This is a genomic window from Paraburkholderia sp. RL17-347-BIC-D (assembly GCF_046027915.1).
Classification (GTDB): Bacteria; Pseudomonadota; Gammaproteobacteria; order Burkholderiales; family Burkholderiaceae; genus Paraburkholderia.
The window spans coordinates 193,485-208,349 of the sequence record NZ_JARESS010000014.1 but is presented as its reverse complement, the minus strand read 5'-3'; the positions used below and the strand labels follow the sequence as shown (position 1 = coordinate 208,349).

The 14,865-nt window shown below is 63.7% G+C and carries 14 protein-coding genes; 9 read left to right on the top strand and 5 right to left on the bottom strand.

Features of this window, described 5'->3' with window-relative positions:
• Positions 1-327: 327 nt before the first annotated feature.
• From P0D96_RS20990 to P0D96_RS20955, 8 genes are all read left to right on the top strand, one after another.
• On the top strand, positions 328-579 hold the full coding sequence (locus P0D96_RS20990; protein ID WP_132374887.1) for an acyl carrier protein: 252 nt from the start codon (positions 328-330) through the stop codon (positions 577-579).
• Complete coding sequence (locus P0D96_RS20985; RefSeq protein WP_408175660.1) at positions 576-1,862, top strand: acyl-CoA dehydrogenase family protein; 1,287 nt, start codon at positions 576-578, stop codon at positions 1,860-1,862. The genes P0D96_RS20990 and P0D96_RS20985 overlap by 4 nt, the downstream gene beginning before the upstream one ends.
• 1 nt (position 1,863) lies before the next feature.
• On the top strand, positions 1,864-2,928 hold the full coding sequence (locus tag P0D96_RS20980; protein WP_408315099.1) for an amino acid--[acyl-carrier-protein] ligase: 1,065 nt from the start codon (positions 1,864-1,866) through the stop codon (positions 2,926-2,928).
• On the top strand, positions 2,925-3,992 hold the full coding sequence (locus P0D96_RS20975) for a DUF1839 family protein (protein WP_408315097.1): 1,068 nt from the start codon (positions 2,925-2,927) through the stop codon (positions 3,990-3,992). Before P0D96_RS20980 ends, P0D96_RS20975 begins: the two co-directional genes overlap by 4 nt.
• 40 nt (positions 3,993-4,032) lie before the next feature.
• On the top strand, positions 4,033-6,657 hold the full coding sequence (locus tag P0D96_RS20970) for a glycoside hydrolase family 2 protein (protein WP_408315096.1): 2,625 nt from the start codon (positions 4,033-4,035) through the stop codon (positions 6,655-6,657).
• A 628-nt stretch (positions 6,658-7,285) separates the two neighbouring features.
• Positions 7,286-8,020, top strand: a complete 735-nt coding sequence (locus tag P0D96_RS20965; RefSeq protein ID WP_006048767.1) for a Crp/Fnr family transcriptional regulator — start codon at positions 7,286-7,288, stop codon at positions 8,018-8,020.
• A 36-nt stretch (positions 8,021-8,056) separates the two neighbouring features.
• Positions 8,057-9,442, top strand: a complete 1,386-nt coding sequence (locus P0D96_RS20960) for an undecaprenyl-phosphate glucose phosphotransferase (protein WP_408315094.1) — start codon at positions 8,057-8,059, stop codon at positions 9,440-9,442.
• A gap of 2 nt (positions 9,443-9,444) precedes the next feature.
• Complete coding sequence (locus P0D96_RS20955; protein ID WP_408315092.1) at positions 9,445-10,398, top strand: glycosyltransferase family 2 protein; 954 nt, start codon at positions 9,445-9,447, stop codon at positions 10,396-10,398.
• Between the two features lie 245 nt (positions 10,399-10,643).
• On the opposite strand, the gene P0D96_RS20950 is transcribed toward P0D96_RS20955, so the two are convergent.
• The 3 genes from P0D96_RS20950 to P0D96_RS20940 form a co-directional block, all read right to left on the bottom strand.
• Positions 10,644-11,066, bottom strand: coding sequence for a helix-turn-helix domain-containing protein (locus P0D96_RS20950; protein WP_408280610.1), 423 nt, complete (start codon positions 11,064-11,066; stop codon positions 10,644-10,646).
• Entirely contained in the window at positions 11,063-11,362 is a 300-nt protein-coding gene (locus P0D96_RS20945) for a type II toxin-antitoxin system HigB family toxin (RefSeq protein ID WP_408315090.1), read from the bottom strand. Before P0D96_RS20945 ends, P0D96_RS20950 begins: the two co-directional genes overlap by 4 nt.
• A 262-nt stretch (positions 11,363-11,624) precedes the next feature.
• Positions 11,625-12,833 carry a glycosyltransferase family 4 protein gene (locus P0D96_RS20940; protein ID WP_408315088.1) on the bottom strand — a complete coding sequence of 403 codons (1,209 nt, stop codon included), beginning with the start codon at positions 12,831-12,833 and terminating at the stop codon, positions 11,625-11,627.
• 245 nt (positions 12,834-13,078) lie between these two features.
• On the opposite strand from P0D96_RS20940, the gene P0D96_RS20935 reads away from it, so the two are divergent.
• A complete protein-coding gene (locus P0D96_RS20935) occupies positions 13,079-13,285 on the top strand; it encodes a hypothetical protein (protein WP_408315086.1) in 207 nt (68 codons plus the stop codon).
• 34 nt (positions 13,286-13,319) lie between these two features.
• Here the strand turns inward: P0D96_RS20935 and rpiA are convergent, their stop codons facing one another.
• Together rpiA and rlmB are read right to left on the bottom strand one after the other, a co-directional pair.
• Positions 13,320-14,015 carry a ribose-5-phosphate isomerase RpiA gene (gene rpiA / locus P0D96_RS20930; protein ID WP_132374897.1) on the bottom strand — a complete coding sequence of 232 codons (696 nt, stop codon included), beginning with the start codon at positions 14,013-14,015 and terminating at the stop codon, positions 13,320-13,322.
• 65 nt (positions 14,016-14,080) lie between these two features.
• Positions 14,081-14,824, bottom strand: a complete 744-nt coding sequence (gene rlmB, locus P0D96_RS20925) for a 23S rRNA (guanosine(2251)-2'-O)-methyltransferase RlmB (RefSeq protein WP_007182197.1) — start codon at positions 14,822-14,824, stop codon at positions 14,081-14,083.
• Positions 14,825-14,865: the final 41 nt, after the last annotated feature.

The window sequence follows — 14,865 nt, the reverse complement described above, 5'->3', positions numbered from 1 at the left end:
AAGTTCAATGAGGCCGGCATCGCGCGCCGGCTTCTACGACCTGGCTGTATAGGCCGGCCCGTTCTGATGACTACACGGTACGTCCACGAAACTCGTGTTTCCGTGCGCCATCGCACTGACGCTGGGCGTTGACAATTCTTAAATACGCAGACATCGGGGCGCGGCTTGCAGAAAACCGCCCGAAAGCGCACGCAGTCAATGTGAACGCGCCGCATCCGGCATAGGGACTCCGCCGGCATGCGCCGCGGCAACGAACAGAAATAGCGATCACGTGCGCTGGATCGATGTCCGCAAATTCAAGACTGTTCAACAACAGGGGACCACACCATGAAAAACGCATTGCGACGCATCCTTTCCGAATCGGCTCGCCTGGATGTCCCGGCGGACACCCTGGCCGATGACGCCGACCTGTACGCCGCGGGCCTCTCCTCGCTCGCGACCGTGCATCTGATGCTGGCAATCGAAGATGAATTCGGGATTGAAATTCCGGACCGTCTGTTGACACGGCGCCTGTTCTCCAGCATCGATTCGATGGCCGCCGCAATCACCGAGCTGCAACAGGCGAAGGCGGCAGCATGAACGCCCCGCTGCTGGACGCGGCGGCGGCCGCCGCCGCTACGCAGGCGCACGATGCGTCCGAAGGCGCCGACGCGTCGGTCGTGCTGACCGCCGTCGAAACCGAACCCGGCTGGCGCGCGGCCGCGCAACGCTGTGCGGCGGTAGCCGCGCAGTTCGCCGACTCGGTGGATCGCGAGGCGCGCTTCCCGAGCGAAGCGTTCGACGCGCTCAAGCGCGAATGCCTGCTCTCGGCGATGGTGCCGGCCGCGTTCGGCGGCGCGGGCCTGTCGCTCGCGGACGTCGGCGCGATCTGCGAAACGCTCGCGCAAGGCTGCGCCTCCACCGCGATGGTGTATGCGATGCACCAGATCCAGGTGGCATGTATCGAGGCCCATGGCAGCGACGCGGCATGGCATCGACAGTTGCTCGTGCAACTGGTCAAGCAGCAGTGGCTGCTGGCATCGGCCACTTCCGAGGAAACCATCGGCGGCAATATGCGCACCAGCGCCTGCTCGGTCGAACTCGACGCTGCGCGCTTTCGCATCGAAAAGCTCGCACCGACGATTTCGTACGGCGCGCACGCCGACGGCATTCTCGTCACCGCGCGCCGCACCGCCGAGTCGGCAGCCGCCGACCAGGTGCTGATCGTCGCGTTGCGTGCCGACACGCAACTGGAAAAGCGCGGCGGCTGGGATTCGATGGGCATGCGCGGAACCTGCAGCGAGGGCTTCCGGCTCGTCGCCACGGGTCTGGCCGAACAGATTCTGCCGACGCCCTTCGCCGAGATCGCCGATCAAACCATGCTGCCGGTCTCGCACACGCTGTGGGCCTCGGTTTGGACCGGCGTGGCCACCGACGCCGTGAATCGCGCGAAAGCGTTCTTCCGTGCACAGGCGCGTGCGAAGCCAGGTGTGGTGCCACCGGCCGGTTTGCGCCTCGCTGAAGCGGTCGGTCTGCTGCAGATGATGCAGGCGCGCCTCGCGGTCGCGCTGGAGGCGGCACGCGCCGCTCACCAGGCGCGCCACGGCGGCTCGCAAGCCGATGCGCCGCTCGCGGCCATGCTCGGATTCGCGTCCGACATGAACACGCTGAAGACGAGCATCTCCACCACCGCGCTGCAGGTCGTGCACGAAGTGCTGATGATCTGCGGCATGGCGGGCTACAAGAACGGCACACCGTACAGCGTCGGGCGCCATTTGCGCGACCTGCACTCCGCGCCGCTGATGATCAATAACGACCGTATTGCGCAGAACACCGCGAGCCTCTTGCTCGCGCAACGTCCTGCCGCCCCGGGGAGAGCCTGATATGAACACGATGACCGATACCGTCGCTCTTGCCGCCGCCGCGCAAGCAGCCGAAGCGCCGAGCTTTCGCGATGAACTGCTGGCCGCGGGCCTGTTGATCGACACCGGCGAAAACGGCCTGTATGGCCGCAGCCAGGTTTTCGAAGACGTGGTGGACCGCCTGAACGTGGCGATCACGCATCTGGGCGCGGACCAGCAGCCGGAAGTGCTGCGCTTTCCGCCCGCCATGCGCCGCACCGACTTCGAAGACAGCGAGTATCTGAAGAGCTTCCCGAATCTGGCGGGTACGATCCACTCGTTCTGCGGCAACGACATGGGCCACCGGCGCCTGTTGCACGCACTCGACGACGCCATGACGGAAAGCGACGACGATCGCAGCGACGAGTGGATGGCGCAGCAGAAGCCGACCCGCGTGGTGCTCACGCCGGCTGCCTGCTATCCGATCTATCCGGTGATGGCGCGGCGCGGTCCGTTGCCCGCCGACGGCCGCACGATCGACGTGCTGTCGTATTGCTTCCGTCACGAACCGTCGCTCGATCCCGGCCGCATGCAGATGTTCCGCCAGCGCGAATACGTGCGTCTCGGCAGCGCCGAACAGGTGATGGCATTCCGGCAGATGTGGATCGAACGCGGCTCGCTGCTGGTCAATCTGCTGCAATTGCCGGTCGAAGTGGATCTCGCCAACGATCCGTTCTTCGGCCGCGGCGGCAAGATCGTCGCCGATAGCCAGCGTGCCCAGGCGCTCAAGTTCGAACTGCTGATTCCGGTGGCCGATCCGCGCGGCAAGACGGCTTGCCTGTCGTTCAACTATCACATGGAACACTTCGGCGCGATCTGGAAGATCGCGTGCGAAGACGGCACGGTCGCGCATACGGGTTGTGTCGGTTTCGGCATGGAACGCATCACACTCGCGCTATTCCGTCATCATGGGCTCGACGTGAACGCGTGGCCGGACGATGTGCGCGCGCTGCTGTGGGGCGATGCCGAAGCGCGCGTGGCGCATGGGCTCGCAACCATGCAACCGTCGTCCGCCGAAACGGCGCAAGGCACCGGAGAGTGCGTATGAATCCGTCGCTGACACCTGTACCGAACGGCGCGAACGGCGCTTTCCTGCTGACCCGGCGCGTCGATCTGCCCGCCGCGGGCGGCGTGGCCGCACCGGCGCCCGCCGCGCGTTTGCGCGAGCATGCGCCGCATGCGCTGCATCAGGGCGAGCGCGTCTGGCAGGAGACTAACTGCTACGTCGATCTGTGGATCGAACTGCTGCACGGCTTCGGGCTCGACCCGCGCGCCGCGCTCGGCTTTACCGTCACGCAGGATTTCGAAGGCGACCAGTTCACGTTCTTCAAGTTTCCGCTCGAAGACCTCGACCGGCTCTACGGCACCCAGGTGCAGGAACTGGCCATCTACGATTCGCTCGAAACGCGCGTGCTCGCGCAGACCTTGCGCGGCCATACCGTGCTGGTGGAAGTGGACGGCTATTACCTGCCGAACACGCGCGCCACGTCGTACCGGCGTGAGCATCCGAAAACCACGGTGGGCATCGACTTCATCGATCCGGACGCACGCCGTCTCGGCTATTTCCACAACACCGGCTATCACCTGCTCGACGGTGAAGACTACGACGGCGTGTTTCGCAAGCTGCCGCAGTTCCAGCAGCAGCCCGATCTGCTGTTTCCGTATGTGGAGTTCGCCAAGCAGGCGCGGCCCGCGCTCGAAGGCACCGCGCTGGCCGAAGCGTCGGCGGAACTGCTGTGCGCGCATCTCGGGCGCCGGCCGCTGACGAATCCCATTTCGCAATGGCGTGCCGCGTTTCCCGCGCATCTCGAGACGCTGTTCGAACGTGGCGAAAAGTTCTTCCACCCGTACTCGTTCAACCTGATGCGGCAGCTCGGCGCGAACTTCGAGTTTCTTTCGAAGTATCTGTTGTGGCTTTCCGCACAAGGCTTCGAGGTGCCGGCAGCGATTCCGGCAGCGGCGCAGAGCATCGCGTCGGAGTCGATGGTGATGCAGTTCCGGCTCGTGCGGGCGATTGCCCGCGGCCGGCACGATCTGTGCGAAGACTGCTTCGACGTACTCGAAAGCGCTTACGAAAAGACGCTGCCACCGCTCGCCGCTCTGGTGCTGTGACGCGCCGTGCGCGGCTTCGCGGACTTCTCGGGGATTTGCCGTGGATGCACTGACGATAGGGCTGCTGCCCGATGAAGGCGGCGCGAGCGGCGTGCTCGCGCCCGCTCCTGACGAAGCCGCGCATGTCGATGTCGATGCGACTTCGGCGCAAGCATCGCAGACGCTCTGGCCGCGGCGCCTCGACATCGGCTGGCAGTGTGTGAGCACGCCCGCGGGCGCGTGCGCGACGCCCGCCGATTTACCCGCGCACGGCTGGCTGGCCGCGCAAGTGCCCGGCACGGTCGCGAGCGCGCGCCGTGCCGCAGGTCTCCTAAACATTGCGCATCCACCACCGCTTGCCTTCGACGACCACTGGTATCGCCTCGAACTCGAAGGCACCGGCCAACGCCGCTTGCGTCTGCATGGTCTCGCCACCATCGCCGAAGTCTGGCTCGACGGCGTCAAGCAACTCGATTCCGATTCGATGTTCGTCGCGCACGATCTCGACATCGAACTGAGCGGCAGCGCGACGCTCGCGCTGTGCTTCCGCTCTCTCGCTCCGGCGTTGGCGGCGAAACGTTCGCGCGCGCGCTGGCGTCCACGGCTCGTGTCGCCGCCCACCTTGCGCAACGTGCGCACCACCCTGCTCGGTCATATGCCCGGCTGGTGTCCTTCTGTGCAAGCGGTCGGTCCGTGGCGTCCGGTTGAACTTCTGAGCGACGCGCCCCATGCATTCGACACCGTCGACGTGTCGAGCCGGCTCGATCACGACGACGGCGTTGTATCGCTCACGCTACGTTTCGTTCATCCGCACGATGGCGCGACCTGCCGCACCTCGCTTAAATGCGGGGATGCTGTTTCGTCTTTGCAATGGAGCGATGCATATACACTGACCGGCCGCGTACGCGTGCCGGGTGCCGAGCGCTGGTGGCCACACACCCACGGCGAGCCCACTTTATATCCATTGACGTTGCAGCTTGATGACGGGCACGCGACGTCGCATTCATTGGGTTCGGTCGGTTTCCGCAGTATTGAAGTGGACCACGGCGCGGACGGCATGGGCTTCGCGTTGTGCGTCAATGGCACGCCGGTATTCTGTCGTGGCGCGTGCTGGACCAGCGCGGACCTCGTCACGCTCGCGGGCAGCGAGGCGCAGTTGCGTCACACTTTCACGCTGGCCCGCGATGCGGGCATGAACATGCTGCGCGTGGGCGGCACGATGCTGTACGAGTCCGACGCGTTTTATGCACTCGCCGACGAATACGGCCTGCTGATCTGGCAAGACTTCGCATTGGCGAATTTCGACTATTCGAACGATGCCGCATTCAGCGCTTCGATCGAACGCGAAGCCACGCAGTTTCTGACGCGCACACGACGCTTCGCTTCGCTCGCGGTGCTGTGCGGCGGCAGCGAGGTCGACCAGCAGGCGGCCATGTTCGGCCTGCCGCCTTCGATGCGCGCGCAACCACTCTTTACGGAACAGTTGCCCGCCATCGTCGCGCGTGAACGGTCCGACGTGCCGTATGTCAGCAACTCGCCCTCTGGAGGCGCGTGGCCGTTCTCAACTAATGAGGGCATCACTCACTACTACGGCGTAGGCGCCTATCAGCGTCCGCTCGACGACGTGCGTCGCTCGCAGGTGCGCTTCGCCGCCGAATGCCTCGCCTTCGCCAACGTGCCCGACGACGCCACCCTGCACGACGCGCTCGGCACGATTCATCTGCACGATCCGCGCTGGAAAGCGGCCGTGCCGCGCGACCCCGGCGCCGGCTGGGATTTCGACGACGTGCGCGACCACTATCTGCAGACGTTATATGGTGTCGATCCGGCGCGCTTGCGCTATGAAGACCCCGAGCGTTATCTGGACCTGTCGCGCGCGGTGGTCGCCGAACTGATGGGCGACGTGCTCGCCGAATGGCGCCGCGCCGGTTCCGCGTGCGGCGGCGCGCTGGTCTGGCAGCTTCAGGATTTGCGCCCCGGCGCCGGCTGGGGCCTGATCGATGCCGCAGGACGGCCTAAAAGCGCCCTGCACGGCCTCGCGCAAGCACTGCAACCCATTCAGGTGGTCATGACCGACGAGGGCCTCAACGGCCTCGATATTCATCTGCTGAACGAACGTGCGCAGCCGTTGCGCGCGCAACTGGAACTGGTCTGCCTGCGTGACGGTAGCGTCAAGGTCGCCTCCGCAAGCCGCGAGGTGGAACTGGCGCCGCACAGCGCGCAACGTCTCAGTGCGGGCGCGTGCCTTGGCCAGTTCTTCGATTTCACCCACGCGTACCGCTTCGGCCCGCGCGCGCACGACGTGACGATCGCCACACTGCGCGACCAGACGAGCGGCCAGGTCGTTGCGGAAGCGTTTCATCTGCCGGAGCGGCGCGTGAGCGAGCGCCACGACCTGGGCTTGACGGTCACGGCCGAGCGCAACGGCGACGGCTGGCAGCTCGTGATCGAAGCGAAGCGTTTTGTGCGCTTCGTTCATATCGTTGACACACACTACAGGGCCGCGCGCGACTGGTTTCATCTGCCGCCGAACCGGCCTTGCGTCGTGCCGCTCATCCCGCTCACGCCGCAGGAAAGATTCGTTGCTCACGCATCGAATGCCGGGTTTAAAGCTGATGCAACATACGCGGCGCCCGCGGGTGAAGTTCGCGCGGTCAATGCGATATCCGCCATCTTCTACGGCTGAAGGTCTCCCTGATCTAATCACGCTTTCGCAAGGCGCGTAAAACCTCGCGCCGCGCGTATCCACCTGTCTGGTCCGCGGAATCACTGTTGGTTTTTCTCAGACTTTTGGCTCGCCAAAAACATCATCCGTACGGCACCGAACCAAGCGTGTTGAACACATCTGAATCATTTCCGGCACATCCCGGACGCGGCGTGACAACGTGCATGGAAGGGCTGATTCAACGCTGAGACAAGTACCGTCAAGCCCCTCCCAGCACCCGCCAACCCAATTCCATCAAGGATTTGAGCCGAACAGGATGCGCCTGGCGGCCAACCGCCGGTCGTCAGGACGTTGTGCAGATTTGAAACAAAAAGTCACGTTTGTCTTCGCGCGGCGCTAAGCCTTGGTGCGTTACCCCGCACCAGCGCTCGCTTTCCCCGCCGCTGGCACGCTCCTCGCTAATAGAAGAGCGCAACACCGCGTCACCGCAGAGACATCGACAACAACGGCGGCGGCGCATCAGGCCAATACGGGGCCGGTCCTGTTTATCCTTCGCTGCTCACCAGGCAGCACGTCGTTAAAAGGGATGCAGGCATCGGATCAAAAACAGAAAGTCACGCAGAGCGCGACTTTCACGCGAGGACCGATCATGTTGACACTTCAATCCGATCTGCACGGAAACCATTTGCTCGGCGCATTGCCGTCCCATGAATGGCAGGCGCTGGCTCCCCATCTCGAACTGGTTCATCTGCGCACCGAGCAATTGCTGTGCGACTCCGGTCAGCGCATTCATCACGTCTACTTCCCGACCACCGCGATCATCTCGATGCTCTCGACGATGGAAGACGGCAGCTCGGTCGAAATCGCCGCGGTCGGCCGCGAAGGCATGACCGGCGTGCCAGTGCTCACGGGCGGCGAAACCATGCCGAACCGCGTGCAAGTGCAATGCGCCGGCTTCGCTTACCGCATGAGCGCACAGGCACTCAAGCAACAGTTTGCCCGCTCCGACTTCCTGCGCCGCCTGATGCTGTTGTATATGCACGCCCTGCTCACGCAAGTCGCGCAAACCGCTGCCTGCAACCGCCACCACGCGCTGAACAAGCAACTGTGCCGCTGGCTGCTGATCGAAGTGGACCGCGTGGCGTCGAACGATCTGACCGTGACCCAGCAACTGATCGCCGACATGCTCGGCGTGCGCCGCGAAGGCATTACGGAAGCGGCCGGCAAGTTGCACGACGAAGGCCTGATCCATCATAGCCGCGGCCACATCAAGGTGCTCGATCGTAAAGGACTCGAAGCACGCGCCTGCGAATGCTATGGCCTCGTCAAGCGCGAATTCGACCGCCTTCTGCCGCGTCTGCGCCAGGCTGAAACCGTCGAGTAAAGCGCTGGTTTGTCTGACTAATGAATAGAGTCAAATATGTTCAGGAATACTGCGCGATTCCTCGACGTACTCTTCGTGATTGCGGGAGGGCTGCTCGCTCATTCGATGCGGTTCTCGACGCCGATTGCATTGTCGGACACCGAACGTCTTCTGATCGCGTTTAACTGCGTGCTCCTCCTGTTGCTGTTTCCCGGCTTCGGGGTCTATGAAACCTGGCGCGGCAAACCGCTGCCCTCCATGCTGGCGAGGGTTGCCGCCGCGTGGATGGTCGTGGTGTTCACCGCGCTCGTGCTGGCGTTCACGCTGCATCGCATGGATGCGGTGTCGCGCTTGTGGTTCGGTTACTCGACGCTGATCTCCGGCGCGCTGATCATCGTCACCAAGTGCCTCGTGCATGTGGCGCTGCGCATCGTGCGGAGCCGCGGGATGAACTACCGCACCGTCGCGATCGTCGGCGCACCGGGTTTCGCGCGCACGCTGCTCGCCCATCTCGAACATGCGCCGCAAGCCGGCTTCAAACCGGTCTGCGTATTCGATACGAGCATTGAAGCGGCCGAGACGTACGGCGCGCGTCTGAACCGCCTGCCGGTCCTGACCGATCTGGACGCATTCGCCGCCAAGGTGCGCGAGGACCACGTGAACGAAGTGTGGCTCGCGTTGCCGCTTTCCGAAGAACATACGATCTACCGGTTCACGCGCATGTTCCGGCATGACTTCGTAAATCTGCGCTTCATCCCCGATGTACGCAGCCTCTCTCTATTCAATCAAGCGCTGGTCGATGTCGTCGGCTTACCGACGCTCAATCTCAGCGCGACGCCCTTCTCGTCGCCGCAGATGTGGCCCAAGCTGATCTTCGACCGCCTGTTCGCGGCGGCCGCGCTGCTCGCGCTCGCGCCGGTGTTCGCGGTGCTCGCGATCGGCATCAAGCTCGGCTCGCCGGGTCCGGTGTTCTTTCGCCAGACGCGCAAGGGCGTGGACGGGCAGCCGTTCGCGATCTACAAGTTCCGCTCGATGACCGTGCATCACGAAGCCCAGGGCCAGCTCACCCAGGCCTCGCGCAACGACGCCCGTGTCACGAAGCTCGGCGGCTTCATGCGCCGCACCAGTCTCGACGAACTGCCGCAATTTCTCAACGTGCTGCTCGGCCAGATGTCGGTGGTCGGCCCGCGTCCGCATGCGGTCGAACACGACGATCTCTACAAGGATCAGGTGTACGGCTACATGCACCGCTACCGGATCAAGCCCGGCATCACCGGCTGGGCGCAAGTCAACGGCTATCGCGGCGCCACCACCAAAGTGGAAAAGATGGAAGCGCGCGTCAAGTTCGATCTCTTCTACATTCATAACTGGTCGTTCTGGTTCGACATGAAGATCGTGTTCATCACGATCTTCAAGGGCTTCATCAACCGCAACGCATTCTGATCATGCCAATTCGGAAACCGTTCGTGAAAGTCTCCGTGATCGTGCCAACCTACCGACGCACCGCCGATCTGGCGCGCTGCCTCGCGGCACTCGATTCGCAGGAGCGCCGCGCCGACGAAGTGATCGTGATCGCGCGTCACGACGATTACGCCACGCTCGACTGGCTGCGCACCCGCGAGGCCAACCGGCCCGACCCGCGCCGCGCGGTCGTGCTGGTGCGCAAACCCGGTGTGGTCGCCGCATACAACCTCGGCATCGAGAGCGCGAGCGGCGACGTGCTGTGCTTCACCGACGATGACGCCGCGCCGCATTCCGACTGGGTCGGGCGGATCGCGCGCGCCTTCGAACGCGATGCGACGCTCGGCGGCCTCGGCGGACGCGACATCGTGCATGAACGCAACGGCATCCTGCAGGGGCAGAAGCCGCGCGTGGGCGTCGTGCGCTGGTATGGGCGAACCATCGGCAATCACCATGTCGGCCACGGCAAGGCGCGCGAAGTCCAGGTGCTCAAGGGTGTGAACATGTCGTTTCGCCGCGAGGCGATCGGCGCGCTGCGCTTCGACGGCCGCTTGCGCGGCACCGGCGAGCAAGTTCACTGCGAGATGGCCTTCAGTCTCGACGTGCAACGGCGCGGCTGGAAGCTGATCTACGACCCGGCGCTGCTGGTGGAGCACTTTCCCGCCCTGCGCAGCGATGAAGACCAGCGTTTCACTTTCAACGACGCGGCGTTCTACAACGCGTCATTCAATCTCCGGCTCATCATGTGCGAATACCTGACGCCGCCTGGCCGATGGGCGTTCGTCATCTATTCGACGCTGATCGGCGATCGCGCGGACCCGGGGTTCCTGCGCGCCTTATCGTTGGCATTCGAGCGCGGCGGCGTGGCACTTGCGCTTCGCAAATGGCGAGTCGGTTTACGCGCAATGCGCGGGGCATGGCAGGAAGCGATGCGCTGACCGATCGACGCATCAGTCTGCTCCGCCGACGCGCTGCTGCAGGTCGACGCGCAAAGCAAGAACGCGCGAACTTCGAACGCGTGATTCGAGCGGCAGAAACAGGAGCGACGCCAAAGCGGCAAGCACCGACGCCGACGGCCTGGAACATGCCGCCGGCGCGGTGTGGAAAGGACGAGGTAGCGACGAGAAAACTTGTCGGTCAGCACAACGGCACGGCGCGGCCCGAGGCCGGCGCCGCGCGGCTGTTATAGAAACGCGCTGACGTCCGTATGAAAACGCACGGCTAGCGCCTTGGCCACCTTCTTACTGATGGCGCGGCGGCCCGCGAGAATATCGCTCACCACGGTAGGCGACGCGATACCTATCAGGTCCTTCTGCCTGAGTCCATGCGTTTCCAGCAGATGCCGCAACACCTCTCGCGGCTCCGCTTTTGGAATCGTCACGTTATGCGCTTCCCAGCTTTCGATCAGATCGGTCACGATCGCGAACAGATCGGAGAGCGGATCTTCCTCGTTGCCGTTCAGATGATCGGCGAGCGAGCTAGCGAGCCGTACCATGGTCTGGTAGTCCTGCTCGTTGCGAATCGGCGTGATCGGCAACTGCGTTTGCAGCGCGGCCCAGGTTTGAGCGATGTCGGGAAAAGCTCCCGGAAGGCGATCGGCATTCATGAGTTTAAATTCTTCCTCGTCCAAAGGTCGTATTCCGCATGCGTCAATACATGACGAACGAATAACGACTGCCTGTTGTAGTGAATCGCCGCAACGATCCGGAACCGGTTGCCGCCTACATCGAAAACGATGGATTGAGGCGGCACCTGGTCCACGCCGGCGAACGTCTGCTTCAGGTCGTTATGGCCATACGCGAGGCATGCCTGCGCCAGTGAATACCACGCCAATAGCGCACTGCGCGCCCCCGGATGTCTCTTTATAAAGTCCAGCAACGCTTTCTTTGAAACGACCCGCATCGGATGTCCTCGCGCATGTTCGCGCGCTGAACACGCGCGCTTCCTCTGCAAGGCTAAACGGAGCGAATCGACACCGGTAGCCGGCCGGACGGCATAGTCCGAACAGCTATTTACAGCCTACTGCGGTACGACGACACCATTTTGTTCGCGTATTGCGAAGTCCCCGATACGCGAACAATAAGACGACTTGCCGCTTTCCTGCGAAGTCGCGCCAACCCACGCAGGCCGGCTGACGTCATCACGTTCGAGCACGTCAGCGGCCTCAACTGCTCTTCTGCGCCGGCTCGCCGGGCCAGCGGAAATCCGGTTTGGCGAGATCCGGTTCGATCCGCCCCACTGTTTCAATCCGATTACGCCGTCCCGCCGCCGCGATCGTCCGCGTGACTTCGGCCATGAACGCGCGCCGGAATACCGCCGCCGAAAAACGTTCCGCGTTCGCGCGGCATGCCGCCGGCGTGATCTGATCGCGCTGACGCTCGAAGCAATCGATCGCGTCGAGTATCGACACCACGGTCTGGCGGGCGAAATACACGCCGGTGGGGTGCGCCTCGCCGATCGGCACCACGGTTTCGAGCGCGCCGCCCTTGCCGAACGCAATGACCGGCGTGCCGCATGCCTGCGCTTGCAGTGCGACGATGCCGAAGTCCTCTTCGGAGGCGGACACGAAAGCTCGCGCGCGTTGCAGATGGTCCTTCAACACCTCGAACGGCTGATCGCCGAGGATCGTCACATTCGGACGGGCCTTGGCGCGAAGCGCCGTCATCTGCGGCCCGTCGCCGATCACGACCAATTTGCGGTGCGGCGTGGCATTGAAGGTCTCGACAATCAGATCGATGCGCTTGTACGGCACCATCCGCGAAACAGTCAGGTAGAAATCTTCCTTGCGCGTGCACAGTTCGAATTCATGCACGTCGACGGGCGGCGGAATCACGGCCGCATCGCGCCGGTAGGTTTTCATCACGTGACGTGCAACGAAATGCGAGTTCGCGATCAAACGGTCGACGCCGTTCGCCGAGTGCGAATCCCTGCCGCGCAGATAGTGGAGCAAGGCGCGCGCCGCCCACGACTTCGGGCCACGCGTCAGATTCGCTTCGCGTAAGTACTGATGTTGCAGATCGCACGCGAAGCGCATCGGCGAATGCACATAGCTCACATGCGTCTGATCTGGTCCGACCAATACGCCCTTGGCGAGCGCATGAGAACTCGTAATAATGAGGTCGTAGCCCGACAGATCGAATTGCCCGACGGCAAGCGGCATCAACGGCAAATAAGCTCGATAGCGGCGTCGCGCGAATGGCAGGCGCTGAATGAATGAAGTCGTCACGGGCTTGCCGCCTGGCGGCCGACGGTCTTCGAGGAAATCGACAAGACTGAAAAGGTCGGCGTCGGGAAAGCATTCGAAGATCTGCTCGAGCACCTTCTCCGCTCCGCCCGGCGCGACCAGCCAGTCGTGCACGATCGCCACTTTCATGATCCCCTCGTTTTTTAATTGACGCCTCTTAGGCTTAGGATCGAGTGTATGTGGCGCTTCGTCTGCTGTGCGTGCGCGTGCCCACATTCGACGCGCGACAGGTCGCGAATAATTAAACGTCGCGGTTCGCCTAGTGCGAACCCGCGTGTCCCATTACGTCGCCTTTCTATCGCCCGACTATGTGATCGGGATCGTGCGGCACGGGCGCAACGGCTGGATGGTGAAACCGGGGGATGTCACGGGCATTGGCTGACGCGATCGGCACGTTGCGTGCCGATCCGGCATTGGCGCAGCGTCTCACAAAACAGGCGCTGGCCGATGCACAAACGGAATTATCAGTGGAGCGGTATTTGCAGCGGATGACGCAGGAGATCAGGCAAACCGCGCGCCAATTATGGCGGTGCGGCATGTCGATGCAAACTCCGCGTTCGATGCCCGCGCGAGCCGGTTGACCCAAACTCGCGCGCGATGCGTGGCCGGCGTTGCTCAGCCCTTGCTGTACTCGATCGTCTCGACGCCGGTGTCCGTGCCGAGCAGGCACAGATTCGCGCCACGGCCGGCGAACAGGCCCACCGTCACCACGCCCGGCCATGCGTTGATGTGCATTTCCAGCGTCCGCGGGTCACTGATACGCAAGCCCTTGACGTCGATGATTTCGTTACCGTTGTCGGTAATGAACGGCACGCCTTCTTTCGTGACGCGCACCACCGGCACGCCGCCGAGCGCCGTGACGCGGCGGCCGATCGCGGTACGCGCCATCGGCACCACTTCGATCGGCAGCGGGAAATTGCCGAGCGTCTCGACCAGCTTGCTGGCGTCCGCGATGCACACGAACACGTCCGACACCGACGCGACGATCTTCTCGCGCGTCAGCGCGCCGCCGCCGCCTTTGATCATCGCGCCGCTGTGGTCGATCTCGTCGGCGCCGTCCACGTACACCGGCAGTGAATCGATTTCGTTGAGGTCGAGCACCTTGAAGCCGTGCGATTGCAGCCGCGCGGTGGTGGCAAGCGAACTCGACACCGCGCCGCGATAGCGCGCCTTGTTGGCGGCGAGCGCGTCGATGAAACAGTTCGCGGTGGAGCCGGTGCCGACGCCGATCACCAGGCCCTCGGGCACGGTGGCGTTCACGTAGTCGGCGGCGGCCTGGCCGACCAGTTGCTTGAGTTCGTCTTGAGTCATGGGAAAGGCAGGCGAGCAGTAAAAAACGCTAGTTTACCGGAGTGGCGGGCTGACGCCGGGTGGGATTACTTCTTCACCGCCCGTTGACGCACCGCTTCGAACAGACACACACCGCTCGCCACCGAAACGTTCAGACTTTCGACCGTGCCCGCCATCGGAATCTGCATGACCACGTCGCAGGTGTCGCGTGTGAGACGGCGCATGCCCTCGCCTTCGGCGCCCATTACCAGCGCCACCGGACCGTCCAGCTCCGTGTCGTAGAGGCTCTTGGTGGCCTCGCCGGCCGTGCCGACGACCCACACCCCCGCGTCCTTCAGCTCACGCAGCGCGCGCGCCAGATTCGTCACGGTGATGTACGGCACGGTGTCGGCCGCGCCGCTCGCTACCTTCGCGGCCGTCGCGTTCAAACCCACCGCGCGGTCGCGCGGCGCGATCACCGCGTGCGCGCCGGCGGCATCGGCCACGCGCAAGCAAGCGCCGAGATTGTGCGGATCGGTCACGCCGTCGAGCACGAGAATCAGCGGCGAACCGTTGATGCCGTCGAGCAGCTCGGCCAGGTTCTGGGCGAGCGGCATGTCGCCCGCGCGCGCCACCACGCCCTGGTGACGCTCGGTGTGCGCGAGGCCCCACAGACGCGTTTCGTCGGCGGCGATCAGACGCACGCCGGCTTCTTTCGCCGCGTGCAGGAATTCGGTCATGCGACGGTCTTTGCGCGTCGCGTCGTAGTAAACATCTTCGACTGTCGACGCATCGTGCCGGATACGCGCGGTCACTGCGTGGAAACCGTATAAAACCTTGAGACGTGCCATGACTAATACAACCTTTGATTGAGCGCGCGTTCGACGCGCGC